21 protein-coding genes are annotated in these 18,049 nt (G+C 61.7%); 6 read left to right on the top strand and 15 right to left on the bottom strand.

Annotation, left to right across the window (positions count from 1 at the left end):
• Positions 1-37: 37 nt before the first annotated feature.
• The 3 genes from K6M89_RS16155 to K6M89_RS16165 all read right to left on the bottom strand — a co-directional run bounded on the left by K6M89_RS16155 (position 38) and on the right by K6M89_RS16165 (position 1,790).
• Positions 38-403, bottom strand: a complete 366-nt coding sequence (locus K6M89_RS16155; RefSeq protein ID WP_097579370.1) for a hypothetical protein — start codon at positions 401-403, stop codon at positions 38-40.
• 308 nt (positions 404-711) lie between these two features.
• Positions 712-1,224 carry a BON domain-containing protein gene (locus K6M89_RS16160; protein ID WP_222140133.1) on the bottom strand — a complete coding sequence of 171 codons (513 nt, stop codon included), beginning with the start codon at positions 1,222-1,224 and terminating at the stop codon, positions 712-714.
• A gap of 71 nt (positions 1,225-1,295) precedes the next feature.
• Entirely contained in the window at positions 1,296-1,790 is a 495-nt protein-coding gene (locus K6M89_RS16165) for a peptide deformylase (RefSeq protein ID WP_222140134.1), read from the bottom strand.
• Positions 1,791-2,030: 240 nt separating this feature from the next.
• On the opposite strand from K6M89_RS16165, the gene mgtE reads away from it, so the two are divergent.
• Both mgtE and K6M89_RS16175 read left to right on the top strand, forming a co-directional pair.
• Positions 2,031-3,443 carry a magnesium transporter gene (gene mgtE / locus K6M89_RS16170; RefSeq protein ID WP_097579367.1) on the top strand — a complete coding sequence of 471 codons (1,413 nt, stop codon included), beginning with the start codon at positions 2,031-2,033 and terminating at the stop codon, positions 3,441-3,443.
• Between the two features lie 65 nt (positions 3,444-3,508).
• Positions 3,509-3,901: a MerR family transcriptional regulator gene (locus K6M89_RS16175; RefSeq protein WP_011425479.1), complete on the top strand. Its 393-nt coding sequence runs from the start codon at positions 3,509-3,511 to the stop codon at positions 3,899-3,901.
• A 27-nt stretch (positions 3,902-3,928) separates the two neighbouring features.
• On the opposite strand, the gene K6M89_RS16180 is transcribed toward K6M89_RS16175, so the two are convergent.
• Entirely contained in the window at positions 3,929-4,918 is a 990-nt protein-coding gene (locus K6M89_RS16180; protein ID WP_222140135.1) for a heparan-alpha-glucosaminide N-acetyltransferase, read from the bottom strand.
• Positions 4,918-5,682 (bottom strand): DUF599 domain-containing protein, encoded by a 765-nt coding sequence (locus K6M89_RS16185; RefSeq protein WP_064685816.1) that lies wholly within the window; start codon positions 5,680-5,682, stop codon positions 4,918-4,920. Before K6M89_RS16185 ends, K6M89_RS16180 begins: the two co-directional genes overlap by 1 nt.
• 400 nt (positions 5,683-6,082) lie before the next feature.
• Here K6M89_RS16185 and K6M89_RS16190 point away from each other — a divergent pair, with 400 nt between their 5' ends.
• Positions 6,083-7,486 (top strand): L-serine ammonia-lyase, encoded by a 1,404-nt coding sequence (locus K6M89_RS16190; protein WP_222140136.1) that lies wholly within the window; start codon positions 6,083-6,085, stop codon positions 7,484-7,486.
• A 116-nt stretch (positions 7,487-7,602) separates the two neighbouring features.
• Positions 7,603-8,040: a DUF1489 family protein gene (locus K6M89_RS16195; protein WP_222140137.1), complete on the top strand. Its 438-nt coding sequence runs from the start codon at positions 7,603-7,605 to the stop codon at positions 8,038-8,040.
• 41 nt (positions 8,041-8,081) lie between these two features.
• Here K6M89_RS16195 and K6M89_RS16200 read toward each other — a convergent pair whose 3' ends face one another.
• The 8 genes from K6M89_RS16200 to K6M89_RS16235 form a co-directional block, all read right to left on the bottom strand.
• Complete coding sequence (locus K6M89_RS16200) at positions 8,082-8,357, bottom strand: hypothetical protein (protein WP_097579363.1); 276 nt, start codon at positions 8,355-8,357, stop codon at positions 8,082-8,084.
• A gap of 113 nt (positions 8,358-8,470) precedes the next feature.
• Complete coding sequence (locus K6M89_RS16205; RefSeq protein WP_222140138.1) at positions 8,471-10,048, bottom strand: D-alanyl-D-alanine carboxypeptidase; 1,578 nt, start codon at positions 10,046-10,048, stop codon at positions 8,471-8,473.
• A gap of 118 nt (positions 10,049-10,166) precedes the next feature.
• Positions 10,167-10,952: a hypothetical protein gene (locus tag K6M89_RS16210; protein WP_222140139.1), complete on the bottom strand. Its 786-nt coding sequence runs from the start codon at positions 10,950-10,952 to the stop codon at positions 10,167-10,169.
• Positions 10,953-11,173: 221 nt separating this feature from the next.
• Positions 11,174-11,779: a transglutaminase-like cysteine peptidase gene (locus K6M89_RS16215; RefSeq protein WP_097579360.1), complete on the bottom strand. Its 606-nt coding sequence runs from the start codon at positions 11,777-11,779 to the stop codon at positions 11,174-11,176.
• Between the two features lie 11 nt (positions 11,780-11,790).
• Entirely contained in the window at positions 11,791-12,135 is a 345-nt protein-coding gene (locus K6M89_RS16220) for a hypothetical protein (protein WP_222140140.1), read from the bottom strand.
• A gap of 19 nt (positions 12,136-12,154) precedes the next feature.
• Complete coding sequence (gene pip / locus K6M89_RS16225; RefSeq protein ID WP_222140141.1) at positions 12,155-13,129, bottom strand: prolyl aminopeptidase; 975 nt, start codon at positions 13,127-13,129, stop codon at positions 12,155-12,157.
• Positions 13,130-13,492: 363 nt separating this feature from the next.
• Complete coding sequence (locus K6M89_RS16230) at positions 13,493-14,104, bottom strand: PilZ domain-containing protein (RefSeq protein WP_038689051.1); 612 nt, start codon at positions 14,102-14,104, stop codon at positions 13,493-13,495.
• A gap of 124 nt (positions 14,105-14,228) precedes the next feature.
• A complete protein-coding gene (locus tag K6M89_RS16235) occupies positions 14,229-14,873 on the bottom strand; it encodes a PAS domain-containing protein (protein WP_222140142.1) in 645 nt (214 codons plus the stop codon).
• Between the two features lie 261 nt (positions 14,874-15,134).
• Between K6M89_RS16235 and K6M89_RS16240 the strand changes: the two genes are divergently transcribed.
• Complete coding sequence (locus K6M89_RS16240; protein ID WP_222140143.1) at positions 15,135-15,923, top strand: rhomboid family intramembrane serine protease; 789 nt, start codon at positions 15,135-15,137, stop codon at positions 15,921-15,923.
• 95 nt (positions 15,924-16,018) lie between these two features.
• Positions 16,019-16,453: a CBS domain-containing protein gene (locus tag K6M89_RS16245; RefSeq protein ID WP_097579356.1), complete on the top strand. Its 435-nt coding sequence runs from the start codon at positions 16,019-16,021 to the stop codon at positions 16,451-16,453.
• 60 nt (positions 16,454-16,513) lie between these two features.
• Here K6M89_RS16245 and K6M89_RS16250 read toward each other — a convergent pair whose 3' ends face one another.
• Both K6M89_RS16250 and hisI read right to left on the bottom strand, forming a co-directional pair.
• Entirely contained in the window at positions 16,514-17,476 is a 963-nt protein-coding gene (locus K6M89_RS16250; protein WP_097579355.1) for a patatin-like phospholipase family protein, read from the bottom strand.
• Between the two features lie 116 nt (positions 17,477-17,592).
• Positions 17,593-18,045: a phosphoribosyl-AMP cyclohydrolase gene (gene hisI, locus K6M89_RS16255; protein ID WP_097579354.1), complete on the bottom strand. Its 453-nt coding sequence runs from the start codon at positions 18,043-18,045 to the stop codon at positions 17,593-17,595.
• Positions 18,046-18,049: the final 4 nt, after the last annotated feature.

Genomic DNA, 18,049 nt, shown 5'->3' on the forward strand with positions numbered 1-18,049 from the left:
AAGGAAGGGGCCGATTTTCCGGCCCCTTCCTTTTTGATCAATGCGTTGCGCGGCAGGCTTCGGTGCGTGAGGCGCCGCTGTCGGCACCCTTGGTATGGGAGCCGCTCGGACCGACCATGCTGTGGCACGGGGGCAGGGGCTTGATGCTCGCGGTCGCCGTCTTGTCGACGACTGGGGCGGCCATGGCGGACGGGGCGAAGCCGTCGCTGTCATTGGTATAATCGCTGGAATAGGCCGGGGCCTTGCGGTTGCTGTAGTGAACCGAAGCGGGCTTGGCCATCGGGCTCGGCGCAAAGCCGTCACTGTCATTGGTATAGTCGTCGGAATATGTCGGCTGGGCGAAGGCAGCGCCTGCGAGGCTGACGGCGAACAGGGATGCGGCGAGGGCAAATTTGATGCGCATGGTTTCTTCTCCTCAATCTGTTGTTGAATTCAACAACATAAACCATCCCCGGCGAGTTATGAGATCGCGCCGCAATTCAGGCGAAATTGTGAGCGGAAAACGGTTGGCCATCGGCCTTTTGTTCAAATGAAATCACGGTCTTGTCAACGATTTTGACGTTTTCGTTACGGCAGCCGCCTGACAAAAAAGGCCAACGGATTGCCCGCGCTTGCTACAATCGCAAATTGTTAACTTTTGGTAATGTTAGACGCAGCCATACGGGGGCGGAAGCCCGCCTCCCGTCCTAATCGCCATGTCACCCGTGACGTTCAGTCTTCGTTGGGGATATGGGCGTCGACGCCGGTCAGCTGCAGCTTGTTGCGCACATGATGGACGCCGTCGACAGAAAGTGCGCCGAGCTCGACCTTGCGGGCAATGCCGATCGTCTCCACCGAGCCTTCCAGGGTGATGACGTGGCCGTCGGCATGGACCTCGATGCTGTTGATGTCGACTTCGGGAATGTTTTCGAGATTGTCGTTTACCCGCGCCTCGAGCTCGTCGCTGACGTCACGATCGATCGTGCCGGCGCGCAGCGAATCCTTCAGGCGATTCTCGTTGCCGTCCTTATCCGTGCCGTCGACGCGAAAGCCTTGGTTGGGATCGCTGTCGAAATTTGCCTTTGTCTCGCCATAGGGGCGGTTGGCCGGATCGCTGGCAGCGGTGCCGTCGGCATAGGGCCAGCCATCGTCGAGATTGCGTTCTTCGAGGTCGCGATACTCTTCCTCACGGGAAAGCTCGGGGGCCTCGCGTGAAATCGGGGTCTTGTCACCGATCCTTGCCATTATGGTCGCTCCTTGTTTCTCTCCGGGAGAACGCCGGCAGGGGCGAATGGTTCGGTGTGCCGGGCGATTTGTCAGCCTTGCGTCTTCTCCCATTTTTTGACGAGGCGGTCGCGCTTCAGCCGCGAAAGCCGCTGCAGCCAGAAGATGCCATCGAGCTGGTCGACCTCGTGCTGGATGCAAATGGCGAGGAAACCTTCGGCGGCCTCGTCGTGCATCTTGCCGTCGGCATCCTGATAGCGGAAGCGGATCGCCCGCGGGCGTGTGACTTCGTCGGTCGCGCCGGGCATGGAGACGCTGCCCTCGGCATGGATCATCGTCTCCTGCGACCGCCAGGTGATCTCAGGATTGACATAGAGGCGCACGCCGTCGGCCCTGTCGAGTTCGAGTACCGTCACACGAAGGAAGACGCCAATATGGGCGGCGGTGATGCCGACGCCGGGGGCGGCGCGCATCGTCGCCAGCAGGTCGTCGGCCAGCGCGGCCAGCGACGCATCGAACGCCGTTACCGGCGCGCAGACGGTCTTCAGGCCCTGATGCGGATAACGCAGGATCGGACGGACGGGCATGAAGCGGGCTTTCTCAGTTTGAACGACGGGGAAACTATCGCCGGTCGCAGGCATTGTCATCAAGAAGCGCGGTTTGGCGCTTTACGGCAGGGATGCTTTGAGCTAGCAGGAGCAGGAATTCCGACTGCGGGAAGCCTTGCGCGGGATTTACTATCCGCTTGTTGACAATGTGTTTTCGGCCGACATTTGCGAATGGGGCGCGGCAGTCGTTGAAATTCGAACCAGGTGCGAGGGCGGCAGATGACGACGACCGATACGGAAGACCGCATTCGCCGGCGCGATGACGAGGAAGCGGATATTTACGACGAGGATGGCAATGTCCGCGGCGATTTCCTGGCGCTCGTCGGCGCCGCGATCGCCGATCGCGATACGCTGTTCCTGCGCCAGAATGTTGCTCGGCTGCATGAATCGGAAATAGGCGACCTGCTGGAATCGATCCAGCCGGATCAGCGGCTGGCGCTGGTGCGCCTGCTCGGCGAAGATTTCGACATGACGGCACTGACCGAGGTCGACGAGGCGATCCGCCGCGAAATCGTCGACCAGATGCCGAACGAGCAGATCGCCGCGGCGATCGGCGAGCTCGATTCGGACGATGCCGTCTACATTCTCGAAGATCTCGACAAGGAAGACCGGGAAGAGATCCTTGCGCAGCTGCCGTTTACCGAGCGGGTGCGGCTGCGCCGGGCGCTCGACTATCCGGAAAGCTCGGCCGGGCGCCGCATGCAGACGGAATTCGTCGCCGTGCCGCCGTTCTGGACGGTCGGCCAGACGATCGACTACATGCGCGACGAGGAGGATCTGCCCTATTCCTTTTCGCAGATCTTCGTCATCGATCCGACCTTCAAGCTGCTCGGCGCCGTCGATCTCGATCAGATCCTGCGCACCAAGCGTCAGACGAAGATCGAGCAGATCATGCGTGAAACCAACCATCCGGTTCCTGCCGAGATGGACCAGGAAGAGGCCGCCCAGCTCTTCGAACAATACGACCTTCTCTCGGCCGCCGTCGTCGACGAAAACGGCCGGCTGGTCGGCGTATTGACCATCGACGACGTCGTCGACGTCATCCATGAAGAGGCGGACGAGGACATCAAGCGCCTCGGCGGCGTCGGCGACGAAGAGCTGTCCGACAATGTGCTGTCGACGGCGCGCTCGCGTTTCCTCTGGCTGCTGATCAATCTCGGCACGGCAATGCTCTCGGCCAGCGTCATCGGCCTGTTCGACGCCTCGATCGAGAAGATGATCGCGCTTGCGGTGCTGATGCCGATCGTCGCCTCGATGGGCGGCAATGCCGGCACGCAGACGATGACGGTGACGGTGCGCGCGCTCGCCACCCGCGATCTCGACATCTACAATGCCGGCCGCATCATCCGCAGGGAGGCGGGCGTCGGCATCCTCAACGGCGTCATCTTCGCGACGATCATGGGCGCGATAGCCGGCACATGGTTCCACGACTACCAGCTCGGCGGCGTGATCGCGGCGGCGATGATCATCAATCTGATGGCGGCAGCCCTTGCCGGCATCCTGCTGCCGCTTCTGCTCGACAAGATGGGGGCCGATCCGGCCATCGCCTCCTCGGTCTTCGTTACCACGGTGACCGACTGTACCGGCTTTTTCGCCTTTCTCGGCATCGCGACCTGGTGGTTCGGCATCTGAATGGTGGCTGAAATTGACTATTACGTAAAAGTCAATATTATTGCCGGTTCGACGACGGGGAACACATGCCGGTGAACAAATATTATAGCATAACGGAGCTCACGCGCGAATTCGGTGTCTCGACGCGCACGCTCCGATTCTACGAGGATGAGGGGCTGATCCATCCGGAGCGGCGAGGGCGCACCCGCCTGTTCCGGCCGGCGGATCGCCGGCTGATTGGCGAAATCCTGCGCGGGCGGCGGATCGGTTTCACCATCGCGGAAATTCGCGAGATCATCCAGGTCTACAAGGAGCCGCCGGGCGAACTCGGCCAGCTGAAGCTTCTGATGAAGCGCGTCGACGAGAAGCGTGAGGACCTGCGCCAGAAGCGCAAGGATATAGACGACACGCTGACGGAACTCGACAATATCGAGGAGGCCTGCCTCGGCCGCCTCGCCGAAATCGGCGTCACCACCTGACAACGGGGGCAGAGCCTTCGTCCGTCCCTATTCCGCCTCGGCGCTGCATTCGGTGACGAGCGTCTGCACCCGGTCATCCTTCTGGACGTCGATCTCGTTCGCCTGCAGTGGGATCAACAGGTTTTGGGCCTGCAATTTTCCGAGCGTACACTGGCAGAAACTCCGGCAGAGCGCTTCACCTTGCTGCATCACGCAAGTGGAGTTGCATTGCCTTAGGTAAGTTTCCGCCGGATCCGGCTTTGGCGGCGGGACGAGAAGGGAAAGCCCGTAGGCGATGGCGATCAGCACCGGCTGGTGGATGAGATAGAAGGCAAGGCTGTGACGGCCGAGCCGGGCCGGCCACCAGGAGCCGGTGCCAAGGGCGGCAAGCCGGTGCGGCAGACCGGTTCTGATGGCGATCGAGGCGATGCTCAGTCCGGCAAAGAACGGCGTTGCCCAGGGAAACAGTGGCACGTAGTCGTTCGATCGTTGCGGCATTTCGGCAAGGCCGATCCACGCGAGATATCGCGGATCGAAAAAGGACGAGCGCAGCAGCCCCGGCGTGCCGAAATTATCGGTGATCCAGGCGGCCAGGAGTGCCAACGTGACGACGAGCGTGACGGCGAGCGGCAGCCGGATGAAAACGATGCCGATGAGTGTGAGCGCCGCGATACAATGCAGAATGCCGAAATAGATCCACCCGTCCGGCATCGCGATGCGGGTGACGATCGAAATGGCCGCGGCTGCCGCGGCAATCATGCCCAAACGCTTCCAGAAGGACGGCCAGCGAATCGTCGGCGTGCTGGAAAGCACCAGACTGACGCCGACGATGAAGAGGAAGGTCGTGGCGATCGCCCGGGCATAGATCTTCAGCCAGCCGGTCTCGGCCGTGCCCGGCGCGAGATATCCCATGAACTCCAGGTCCCAGGAGAAATGGTAGCTCGCCATGGCGATCAGCGCGATGCCGCGCGCCGTATCCAGTAGACCGATGCGTGGCGGTCTTGCCGCCGCATCGGCCTGCATTGCCGGCATGGTCATCAAAGTCTCCCGGTCAGATCATTTCCGTCGTTCGACGGCATGTCGCGGCGAAGTGCGGAAAGGTGAAGATTGGATGGCGGGCCGGCATCCATGATCGCCAGCCGCGCCTCCGAGAAGAACTGCCGCCGTGTCAGCACGAAGATGACGATCGCCGTCGTCAGCATGAAGACATAAGGGTTGATGAACCAGCCGAGGTAGCCGATCGACAGAAAGATCGCCCTGAGACCTTCGTTGAAATGGCTGCCCGCGATGACATTCATGCGGATGACCCGTTCGGCGGCGCGCTCGGCGGCGATGACGTCGCTCTCTGTGTCGCGCATCATCGGGATGGCACCGAAAAGGATGGTGCAATAGTTGAACAGCCGATAAGACCAGCCGAACTTGAAGAAGGCATAGCCGAAAAGCGCCGCAAGCCCACCGACCTTCATCTCGAAGGCGGCATGGCCGCTGTGGAAGACGAAGGGCAGGTCGGCAAAGACGGCGTCGACCTTCTCCGTCGCGCCGAGCAGGGCGAAGCAGCTGCCGATCGCGAAAATCGAGGTGGAGGCGAAAAAAGCCGTGCCGTTCTGCAGGCCGGCCATGATCTGCGTGTCGATCATCTTCAGGTCGCGGCGCAGCGAATTGTAGATCCAATCTCGCCGCCGTTCGGTCATCGCATGAGTCAGGCTGGTACGGCCGAAGAAGGTGCGGCCCTTCAACAGCCAGGAATAACCCGCCCAGACACAGGCAAAGAAGGCCAGAGCAATGTAGTCCGCCGTCGTCATCACTGATTCAGTCTCCGCATGAAGTGCGGCCACCTTACATATGCATCGAGATGCTGCAATGACCGGTGAGCCAGCGCCGCCGGATTTTGGCGCGCGGCGCGTCCGGAATGACGCTGCAACACTTGAATCTGTAAATCGCAGTTTCCGAAAAGCGATTCCGATTTTCCGGCCGACATGCCAGAACAGGATGATTTCGGGTCGGGTCGGCGAAATCAGAATCCTGTGCCAAATTAACAAGTTAGAGCATGACGTCGTCCGAACGCCGCTTCCGCTTTTCGGCATCATGCTCTGGGTGTATGGTCCCGGGATGTCGCATCGGCTCCAGGCGATGTCGGTGGCTCGCACGGGTTCGAAACCGACCTTGCTTAAGCTTGCATCCTCATATTCAGAAGGCGCATCCATGTTTCTCTCGGTATTCGATGTGTTCAAGATCGGTGTCGGGCCGTCGAGTTCGCACACGATGGGTCCGATGTCGGCCGCCAACCGCTTTATCGACCTGATCCTGTCGAATGAATGGCCGCGCCCGTCATCGGGTGCGCAGGTCGCCGCCATCAAGGTAAGCCTGCATGGTTCGCTCGCCCATACCGGCATCGGCCATGGAACGGGCAGGGCCGTCATCCTCGGGCTGATGGGCGAAGCGCCCGACAGCGTCGATCCCGACAAGATGGACGGCATCATCGATACGGTCGAGCGCACCGGCCGCATCGCGCCGGCGGGACATCCGGCCTACCAGTTCCAGCCGAAGACCGACCTGGTTTTCGACAAGAAGCAGCCGCTGCCCGGCCATGCCAACGGCATGATCTTTTCCGCTTATGATCGCGACGGCCGGCTGCTCTTGAAACGCATCTATTATTCGGTCGGCGGCGGCTTCGTCGTCACCGACACCGAACTGGAACAGATGCGGGCGAAGAAGAACGCCGCAGGCGGCGCGCGTGTGCCCTATCCTTTCGCGACCGCCAGGCAGATGCTCGACATGGCCGAGCGCTCGGGGCTTTCGATTGCGCAGATGAAGCGGGCGAACGAGGAGAGCCAGCGCAGCCGCGAGGAGCTCGATCAGGGGCTCGACAGAATTTGGGAGGCAATGCGCTCCTGCATCGAGCGCGGCCTCAAGGTCGAAGGCGTCATGCCGGGCGGCCTCAACGTCAAGCGCCGCGCCCGCAGAATTCACGACAAGCTGCAGGAGGAGTGGCGCAGCAATCGCGTCAATCCGCTGCTCGCCAACGATTGGCTCAGCGTCTATGCGATGGCCGTCAACGAGGAAAATGCGGCCGGCGGCCGTGTCGTCACCGCGCCGACCAACGGGGCGGCCGGCGTCATTCCGGCGACGATCCGCTATTACGAGCATTTCCATGAGGACTGGGACCAGAACGGTATTCGCGATTATCTGCTGACGGCCGCCGCCATCGGCGGCATCATCAAGCATAACGCCTCGATCTCGGGCGCCGAGGTCGGCTGTCAGGGCGAGGTCGGTTCGGCCGCGGCGATGGCGGCTGCCGGCCTTGCGGCCGTGATGGGCGGCACCCCGGAGCAGATCGAGAACGCCGCCGAGATTGCGCTCGAACATCATCTCGGCATGACCTGCGATCCGGTTGCGGGCCTCGTCCAGGTTCCCTGCATCGAGCGCAATGCGCTCGGGGCGGTCAAGGCCGTCACGGCGGCATCGCTCGCTGTCAAGGGCGACGGCCAGCACTTTGTGCCGCTGGACGCCTGCATCGAGACGATGCGCCAGACCGGCCACGACATGAGCGAGAAATACAAGGAAACCTCGACCGGCGGCCTCGCCGTCAATGTCGTCGAATGCTGAGTTTGCGACCGCGTCAGAGCGGTTCAACTTTTCAGCAAGTGCAAAACCGCTGCACAGTTTCGCCCGGCATGCCGTAGGCGCTTGACGCTCGCCGCCAAAAGGATTTCAACGGCGGTATGGCATTGCATCTCATCAAACTCTGTGTCGGCGCCGACTCGATCGACGATCTGCGCGAATGGGTGGCGGAACGTTCGCTACGCGCCATTGCCACCGGGCTCGAGCCGCATTCCGTGCATACGACCCGCATGGTGCCCAAACGCATGGAGGAGCTGCTCGACGGCGGCTCGCTCTACTGGGTGATCAAGGGGCAGGTGCAGGCGAGACAGCGGCTGCTCGGCATCGAGAACTTCACCGACGCCGAAGGGATTTCACGCTGCCGCCTGATGCTCGGTCCCGAAGTCATCGAAACCGCGGTACAGCCGAAGCGGCCGTTCCAGGGCTGGCGCTACTATGCGCAGGATGACGTGCCGGCCGATTTGGCGAGCCTGGGCGCCGGCATCGCCGAGATGCCGGCCGACCTGCGACGCGAGCTTACCGAGCTCGGCCTGCTCTAACCTCTATTGCCGAAGACAACGTTCCCGACAGCACCGGCGGCTCAGCGCAGGCGCAATTGCACCGGGGCGCTGCCGTCGGGCGAGGTCACATGCAGATGGATCCGGGCTTCCGGCTGGGAATAGCGCCAGGCGCGAGCGCCGTGGCAAAGCAGCAGGTTGATGAGATCGCGGGTCTTGGCAGATTTCGCTCTCGGCCGCGGCAGGCCCATCTCGGCGAGCCGCAGCGCCGCTTCGTGCAGCGGATGCAGGGCTGAGCGCCCCTTGGCCCCGATGCGGCGGTCGCCTGGCATTCCCGGAACATTTTCATTGATTGCCATTGTTTTCCCCGTACGCACTACTGATCGAGTTCAAGAATGGTGGCCGGAAACGCAAACACCGATTCCGGCCGTTACCAATGCCGCCGGCCATGTTGCAGGCAGCATCGAATAGCTCATTGTGCAGCCGCCCAGCACTTGATGCCGGCCTTCTTCAAGGCCTTGCAGGCGTTGACCGCATCACGCTGATCATCGAAGCCGCCGAAGCGGGCGCGGTAGACCTGGTCATTGCCCGTACCGTAGGCGACGGCGAAGGGTTTTGCCGAGGCCAGCGCCTTGCCGCCCTTGCTCTTGGCGCCCTCCAGAAGGTCCATGGCCATCTGCCGGCTCGGCGAGACGCCGACCTGTACGACCCAGCCCCCCGGCGCGACGCTTGCCGGGGCGGAGCTGGTCGAAGCAGTCGTGACGTGATCGACGGCGGCGCTGTCCGGTTCGGCAGGTGCTGCGGCCGGAGCCTGCGGCTTGAAGCTCGTGGTCTTGACCTTGGTCGGTGCCGGCATGGCCTGGGCGATCAGCGGGTTGTCTGACTTCGTCGCGGATGTTTCGGTATAGGCGACTTCGGTTGCGGCCACCTGATAGCGAGCGTCCGGCAGCGGCCCCTTGTGCGGCAGGCCGAGATCGGCGGCAGCGGCGGAAATCGGCGGCTGCGCTGCGGTGATCGTCTTTGCGACCTGTTGCTGGGCGACCTGTTGCTGGGCGACCGGCTGCGGGGCGAGCTGCTGTCGGGCCTTCTGCGGCTGAACCGGAGCGGGCGTTTCGATAATCGCCGGGGCAGGGGCTGCTTGAGCCACCAGCGCCGAGTTTCCGCCGCGGCTCGACGCCTTGGGCAGGTAAGTGGCGATCAGATTGCGCATCTGGGCGTCGCGAGCCGCTCCGGAAGTACCGCCAAGCACCACGCTGACGATCGACTTGCCGTCAACTTGGACAGAACTCACAAGATTGAAGCCGGCGGCCCGCGTGTAACCGGTTTTGATTCCGTCGACACCGCGCACCGAGCCGACCAGCCGGTTATGACTGCGGATCGTGCGGCTGCCGAACTTGAAGGCGCGGGTGGAAAAATAGCCGTAATATTGCGGGAAATGCTGACGGAGAGCGATGCCGAGGCGGGCCTGGTCGCGCGCCGTCGTCATCTGCGCAGTGTTCGGAAGGCCGTTGGCGTTGCGATAGGTCGTGCGGGTCATGCCGAGAGCATGCGCCTTGGCTGTCATCAACTGGGCAAAGCGATCCTCGCTGCCTGCCAGCAGTTCGCCGAGGGCGGTTGAGGCATCATTCGCCGACAGAGTGACGAGACCGAGGATGCCCTGTTCCACGGTAATCGTGCCGCCGGCGCGCACGCCAAGTTTGGTGGGCGCCTGGGCAGCGGCATGAGCGGAGAAGGGAACCGGCGTGTCGAGACGGATGCGCCCCTGCTCCAGCGCTTCGAAGACCATGTAGAGTGTCATCATCTTGGTTAGCGAGGCCGGGTATTGCAGCCGATCGGCGTTCTCGCTGTAGAGAACGTTGCCGGTCTTGGCGTCGACGACGATGCCTGCATATTTCGGATTGGCCGTCTTCGCTTCCGCATTGACTGAATCAACCAGGACGACCGTGAGAGCCACCGAAAGGATCGCCAGGAGCTTTGCGAAAAAGCTGCCGGACCGGAATGATGATACGGAGGAGACTGACCTTGACACTATTCCACTCTTCGCTTGCATTTCAGATATTGGGCAGGAACCGCACACCCCCCGCCGTATAGCTCGTCTTTTGAAATTACCGATTCAGCGTTACCAATCCGTTTATGATGAATCGTTTCACTCGCCTTCCGGAAGCATTTTAGGGACCTGTCGCAGAACGGTTCATAAGACGCGCCTCTACAAAGGTGCGGATCGCGGCATCAATATGTTCCCAATCGTCGAGATGGTTGCTGGAGAAGCGGTAGAGGACGCTGAGATCCTTGCCGACCTTGATATCTCGCTGGCAATCACCGCTTGCCGCCTTGTCCGGGGTTGACGGCAATATGCAGCGCACGACGTAGTCCGGTTCGCCCTTGACAGGTGCCGTCAGCAGCACTTCGTCGCCATAGCCGGCATCGGCGCGAAGACGGTGCAGCGTCAATCGGTCGCGAAAAGCCTCGGACGGTCCTTCGATCAGATGCGAATAGATCGGCTCCAGCCGGCCGGACATGTCGCGCGACATGGTGCTCTGGGCGATCTGCAGGAAGATCAGCCCGGAGGATTGGGCGACATCGTCGAATCGAAGATGGTTGTCCTTGCCGTAACCCCGCATGTCAGGCCAGGCGAGGTAGAGATCGACGCGCTCGGCCGCACCTTCATGCCGCTGGCTCGGGAAGCGGATGGCATTCTCGGGCAGTTTCACGGTGTCGCGGCCGATGGTCAGCGTGATTTCAGATGTGCTGTCGGTATTGCCGGCAAGGGAGATGTGCCGGCCGAACCAACGACCTGCGATGCTGATGGCGACAGTCAGGACCGCAAGGACGGCGATCACCGCCATCGTGCGCAGGAGGAAACCCATGGAAAAAAGCGGCTGCTCGTCCGGTGTGCTTTGCGCGGCTTGGCTCATGGCGGTTCTTCGTGTTTCGGTCCGCCGCAGGAAGAACATGAGCCGCCGGTGCCGATGATGAATCTCACCAACATGATCAGACCGGCAGGGTTAATAATTCGCTAAGTTTTCGGGTTGCCGCTGTACCGGAATGGCCCTTGTCCCAAAAAGGAGAGAGCCGTTCCCGGGACAGCGGGAACGGCTCTTGGGCACCGGTCGGGACGGGATGCGGGGACTGACCGGGCCGGAGCCAGCGCCGGCTTGGCCGGCGGGTTATGCTGCTACTTGACGCTACCGACCGCGACGGCGCGGCCGTCCTGAAGCTTCGACCAGCGGCCCGGATCATTGGCGGACTGGCGCTTGAGATAGGTGTATTCAGTGTCCGACCACAGCAGCACCTTGTTGCGCATGTTGTCGAGAATGAAGTCGCCGTGGTCGGTGCGGACCGTCAGCACGGCATGGCCTTCGCCGTTCGGCTGCAACACGACCGTAATCAGCGTGTCGGATGGTGAAAAGCCGTCCTCGATCAGCATCTTGCGCTTCAGCAGGACATAGTCCTCGCAGTCACCGACGCTGGAGGGATAGGCCCAGCGCTCTTCGACGCCGTAGATCTGTTCATCCGTTTCCGGCTGGACCGACGAATTGACAGTGTAGTTGACCTTGAGAATTTCCTTCCAGCGCTCCTCGGTGAGAATGGCCGGTCCGGCGTCGCCGCCGGCATAGGCGCATTCCGTTGGATTTGCCTTGCAGAACTCATAGTGTCCGATCGGCGGGCTGGCATTGCCTGCCAGTGCCATGCTTGCTGGGGTTGCCTGTCCCGAACCCGCCATGGTCATCGCGATGACACCGGCCAGAAGGCCGCCTTTCAGGATATTCGCAGTCGTCATTGCCGTCTCCCCTAAGTTGAGGCGACAATGACACTGACGTTTTTATCTCGCGCAAAATTGCGTAATAGAATTAAAGGCTTAGTTGAATCAAATGCCGATAAAACTTGGCTAAAAACAAACTCGAATGCGCATAAAATTCGAGGCGCATTTGTCTCGAAGTCGATTAAAATTGTAATTTGCGCGGCAAGGCTTTCGCGCTCGAAAAGGCTGTGCTGCCGTCCGGCCATTAAGGGTTTCCCCTGAGCTGGGTAAACTCCTGCGCGGAAGCCGTCCTTGCCGGCGGCATGCGGTCTTCGGACCAAAGGGCCCGGAATGACTGGAATTGTCCGGCCGATGACCGGAAAACTGCCGCGCACCGCGACTCAAAAGGAAAAATTATTTTTGAGGGAAATTGCGAAACCGGTCGGTGGCGGCGACGATTGCTGCGCTCATATCAGGATTTGCGGCGGAATGGGCAGCGTACGGGAGAATCCTGAGTTCACTTTCGGGCCAAGCGCGCACCAGTTCCCAGGCGGTGACAAGTGGTGCCTCGATGTCGAACCGTCCCTGCAACAGGATGCCTGGAATACCGGCAAGCTGTGCGGCGTTCCTCAAGAGCACGCCGTCCTCCAGCCATGCACCGTTGAGGAAATAATGGGTGATGATGCGGGCGCGTGTCAGAACGTAGAACGGGTCGGCCCAGCGGCGCGGCAGGCCGTCCGGATCGGCGAGCAGGATCGAGGCTGCCTCCCAGTCATGCCAGTCGCGCGCCGCCTTCAGACGCGTCTGCGGGTCCGGATCGTTGAGGAGACGGTGATAGGCTCCGGCCATATCCTCATCCAGCCCCTTCATGCTGGAAGGAATCCCCTGACGGAAACGATGCCATTCTTCCGGAAAGAGCGGCGCCATGCCGCGACAGAGCCAGTCGATTTCCGAGCGCCGCGTGGTGGTGACGCCCGACAGGACGATCGCAGCGGCTCGCTCCCGATGCGTTTCGGCATAGGCCAGCGCCAGCGTCGAGCCCCAGGAGTTGCCGAAAAGCAGCCAGCTGTCGATGTCGAGAGAGAGCCGCAGCTTCTCGATATCAGCCACGAGATGCCAGGTCGTATTCAGGGAGAGGTCGGTCGTGGGATCGGCCGCACTCGGCAGGCTTCGGCCGCAATTGCGCTGATCGAAGAGGACGATCCGATAGGCCTCCGGATCGAACTGGCGTCGGGCGTCAGTCGAACAGCCGGAGCCCGGCCCGCCGTGCAGCATCAGTGCCGGCCGCCCATTCGGATTGCCGCATGTCTCCCAATAGATCAGGTTGCCGTCGCCCGTGTCGAGCAGACCATGATCATAGGGTTCGATTTTTGGATAGAGAGCTGACATCGGCGCCTCTGCGGTCGGGGAGGACCTTATCCTTTATCTCGATAACGAAGGGAAGGGCGGTGCTGTCGGGCGTAAAATCGCTACCGAATTATGCGCGACCTGCTCCCGGCTGATCGGTGTCGCAGGTTATTCCACTCATAAGCTTAGGCATCTACTGGTGGGAACAACTTGCGACAGGATTTCGCGCTTGCTTTCCCAAGCCGGATTTGTCGCCGCTTGCAGATTTGTTGCGGTCAAATCCAGGTGTTCTCGATGCGACCTGACCGGGTGAGCGCCGGCGCTGGCAGCAGCCTCGGCGGAAGTCTGGCGAAAACGCAGCCGCCGCGGAAATCCCCGGCGGGGCAGCGCGCTTCGCTACAGCTGTCAGAGGAATTCCCGCAGCGTCTCGCGGGACTGGATCGACAGGAATTCGATCGCCACACCTTCGACGAAATGGCGCACGACACGGCCGCGCATATTGCCGAGACGCACCGCCGTTCCGATGGAAGGGCGCATCTCGACGTCGACGGCCGCGCCGGAGAGCGAAAGGTCCATGATGCGGCAGGCATATCGCGTACCGTCATCGAGCGTCAGTTCGGTCTTGACGTCGCGCGGCGTCAGACGGTCGTGGCGGCGATCTTCCGGCAGGCCGAGCTCGTGCTTGTTGGCAAGCCAGGTGAGCTGAGCGGCGAGCTTCTCGCGTTTGCGCTCGGTGGCATTGATCGACATGGTGAAGCCGCGGCCGTCGAGCGTCTGGACATAACCTTCGACGCGCCCGAGATGGTCGATATAGGCGACGACGCGTTCGTTGGCGCGCGGCCGGCCGGAGCAGGTGACGTACATATCGCCGGGCGACATGTCGATCACCATGCATTCAAACTCCTCGTAGTTTGCAAGCATCAGCCGGCCCTGCATATTGATCGGCACGCGCTGGAAAACGCCTTGTTCAGGGCGCGGCGCAGGTCGTTGCGTCTGTGCTGGCTGGAACGAGTGCATCAAAAGGCTTCTTCATGAAAATCTCAGAGGCCAATCTTTACCTCCAATCCATTAACAGAAGGTTGTCTCGGCGCCCGCCGACATAGCCAAAAACGAGTATGGCCGCTGTCCTGAAACGAGACGCTCAGCGCGCCTCGACACTCAGCAGCTGCGACACCACGCGGCGCATGGCCTGGCCGAAACCGATGCTTTTTCCCGCGACGATCTCGTTGATCGGGCGCAGTTCGGCCGGCGCGACCTTGCTGAACTTTTCGGGCAGCAGACGGCTGCGGTCGAGCGCCAGCAATTCGAGCGGCACGATCTCCAGCCAGCTTGCGGCCGCCACCGGCGCGATCGCGCCGAGCACCCGGTCGCAAGCGCCGTGCGACGAGCGCAGCGGCATCATGATGATCTCGAAGGATGCCTGGTGCCCGACGGTGCTGTAGCCGGTGGCATTGAACAGGGCCGGCATGGCGTGGTCCATGACACCCATCGCGGTGCGTTCGATATCCGCGTGCTGGCCATGCGCCCAGAGCGATGAGAAACGTTCGCCGCGCAGATCCCGCCCAAAGAGATCGCAGATGCGGGTGCCGGCGAGCCGGAAAACGATGTCTCCGTCCCCGCGCGCCTCGAGGATGAAGAGACTTTGCAGTAGATGGGGTACGGCGGACGGTTCGACCTGGGATTTCAGCGGCGCATCGGCTGCGCCGCGGATACGGTTCCAATAGTCAAAAATTTCGATGGTCGTTTGCACACGCATTTCACACCAACCTGTCCCATTCCGGAGCATTTGCGGGCACTCATTGCCCGTACAGCTTCTACCTTGCGGATTTCATGCCAAATCCCGGCCGTTAAGGTTAAGAAATGGTTTCGGTTGAGGCGTGACGCCTGTCGTGACACTGTCGCGCCATCACTTCGAATTTCGAGTTCTGCACAACCTGCCCGGGCCGAGATCTTTCCTCAGGGTTCCCGGTACGCCGTCCGACCTTCGGGCGGCTTTTTTTTTGACCATCGCTCCTGTATGGCTGGGGCCACAACGAGGCGAACACAGATGAATGAGCAGACGGGCGAGCCGCAGAAGGCGCCCGAATCTTCCGAGGTCGAGCCGCCGGCGCGGTCCCCGCGCGTACCGGTCTTCAACCTTCCACCGGCGCTGTTCTTCAGCCTTTGCCTGCTGATCGTCATCTATGCGGCGCAGGCGCTCGTGCTGTCCGACGATGCTGTCAGCTGGCTGCTCTTCACCTTTGGCTTCGTTCCCGCACGCTACGTGATTCCGCTGTCGCAGCAGGGTTTCGAGCTGTTCTGGACGCCGGTCACCTATTCGCTGTTGCACGGCAGCGTCCAGCATATCGTCTTCAACGCCTTCTGGCTGATGGCCTTCGGCGCGCCGGTCGTGCGTCGCATCGGGACGCTGCGATTCGTGTTCTTCTGGCTGTTTTCCGCCGCCGCTTCCGCCGCTCTGCACGCGGTTCTCAACTGGGGAGACGTGTCGCTGCTGATCGGCGCCTCCGGCGTCATTTCCGGGCTGATGGGAGCCGCCTGCCGATTCGCCTTTCCCGCTGAGCGACGTCCGATGCTGGCGGCGCATCTCAATGCGCGGCTTTCCATCGTCGAGGCGCTGAAGAGCCGGACCGTCGTCATCTTCACGCTGCTCTGGCTGGTCGGCAACGCCTTGATCGCCGTCGGCATCCCGCTCGTCGGCGACAGCGATCAAGAGATTGCCTGGGACGCGCATATCGGAGGCTTCGTCTTCGGCTTCTTTCTGTTTTCGCTGTTCGACCGGGCACCGCCGACGACTGAGGAACCAACCGCAGCGGAGAAGGATGTGTTGCAATCCTGAGCGGGGCAGTGCACCATCGAACGATCCGTGATTGGGGGGAGAAACCGCCGCGGATAGCTGTGACAAGCGTTGCAGGTTCGACATAGGAGGTTCGAATGACCAGTTCAGTCAAAGCAATCCTCGACCTGAAGGGCAGGGACGTCATTACCGCCGGGGCGAACACCACCGTAGCGGAAGCGGCCGCCATCCTCAGCAAAAAGAAGATCGGCGCCATTGTTGTCGTCGGCATGGAGAATCGCATTTCGGGCATGTTCACCGAGCGCGATCTCGTGCATGCCATCGCCAAACGCGGCAAGGAGGGCCTCGACCAGCCGCTCTCCCAGGTCATGACATCAAAGGTCTATCGCTGCCATGAGGAGACGACCGTCAACGAGCTGATGGAGTTGATGACCAGCCGCCGCTTCCGCCACGTTCCGGTGGAAAGCAACGGCAAGCTTGCCGGCATCATCTCGATCGGCGACGTGGTCAAATCGCGTATCGCCGAGGTCGAGCGCGAAGCCGAGGATATCAAGGCTTATATCGCCGGCTGAGGTTCGCCCATTCGTTCCAACGATGCCGTCGTCCCATCGCGCTGTCGCAGGGACGACGCCTTATGGTGCGCTGGCGTAGACTTCCTGCATGCGCTTGATCTCGGGAAGCCGGGCTCTCGCTTCCTCGTAGCCGCGCTCGATCGCCTCGCCGGCGCGGTGGAATTCTGAAAGGCCGATATAGCTGAGGCGCGGCTGCAGCGAAATGTCGGGCGGATCGCCGGCAAGGCGGGCGCGGGCAATCCTGTCCTGGATAATGTTGAAAGCTTGGACCATCACGCCGGTCATGCCGAGGCGGGCATAGGGCGCCTCTTCCTGTTTCTGCACTTCCTGCGGCGAAAGGCTGGCATTGTGCCGGACGACGGCCGAGCGGCCGTAGAGATCGTAATTGAGATTGACCGCGACGACCAGCGGCTGCTCATAGGCGCGGCAGACCGAGACGGGAACCGGATTGACCAGCGCGCCATCGACCAGCGTGCGGTGATTGCTGCGCACCGGCTCGAAGATGCCGGGCAGGGCATAGGAGGCGCGCAGCGCCGTGATCAGCGAACCGTTGGCGATCCAGACCTCATGGCCGGTATTGACCTCGGCCGCGACCGCGACGAAAGGCCGGTCCAGATCCTCGACGTTCAGGCCTTCGAGATGCTCCTGCATGCGCTTGGTCAGCCGCATACCGCCGAACAGGCCGCTGCCGCCGATGGTCAGATCGAGTAGGCTTGCGATCCGGCGCATGGTCAGCGAGCGTGCGAAGGTTTCGAGTTCGTCGAGTTTGCCGGCAAGATAGCAGCCGCCGACCAGGGCGCCAATCGACGTGCCGGCAATCATGCCGATTTCGACCGCGGCTTCGTCAAGGGCGCGCAATACGCCGATATGGGCCCAGCCGCGGGCCGCGCCGCCGCCAAGCGCGAGCGCGATCTTGATTTTCTTGGCAGGCGCAGGGGCGGGAATCGTCTCGAGGATCGTCGACATGCCGGAACCGGAACCTTCGCCTTCAGCGCTTTGACGATGCAGACTCCAGTTCAGCATTGCGCTCTCCCCTCCCAGCAGAACACGTGTGGTGCGATAGTGTGCCCGATCAATTGCCAAATGGTATATAGAAGCAGTTTCTGGCACAATAAGGGGCAAATGCCGGGAAGTTCGACCTATTTTCCGTAGATGTCCTGCGGATCGAAATGACGCTCGTCGTCGACGATATCGAGCATCGGTTTTCCCTGGCGAAGCGTGACCGTGCGATAGAAGCAGGAACGGCGGCCGGTGTGACAGGTGGCGTCATGGCCGGCGACCTCGACCTTCAGCCAGATGGCGTCCTGATCGCAATCGGTGCGAATTTCCTTCACCGTCTGAAGGTTGCCCGAGGTCTCGCCCTTCTTCCAGATCTTACCGCGCGAGCGGCTGAAATAATGGGCCGTCCCCGTCTGGATGGTCAGCGCCAGCGCCTGGGCGTTCATGTGCGCCACCATCAGCAGTTCGCCGTCGCCGGCGTCTGTCACGATCGCGGTGATCAGGCCGCGGTCGTCGAAACGCGGCGTGAAATCGCCGGCGTCTTCCAAGGCCGACTTGTCCTCGGATGGTTGATTGAAGATCAGGTGACTCATCGCG

Origin of the sequence: Rhizobium croatiense (assembly GCF_019793465.1) — a bacterium.
Lineage (GTDB): Bacteria > Pseudomonadota > Alphaproteobacteria > Rhizobiales > Rhizobiaceae > Rhizobium > Rhizobium croatiense.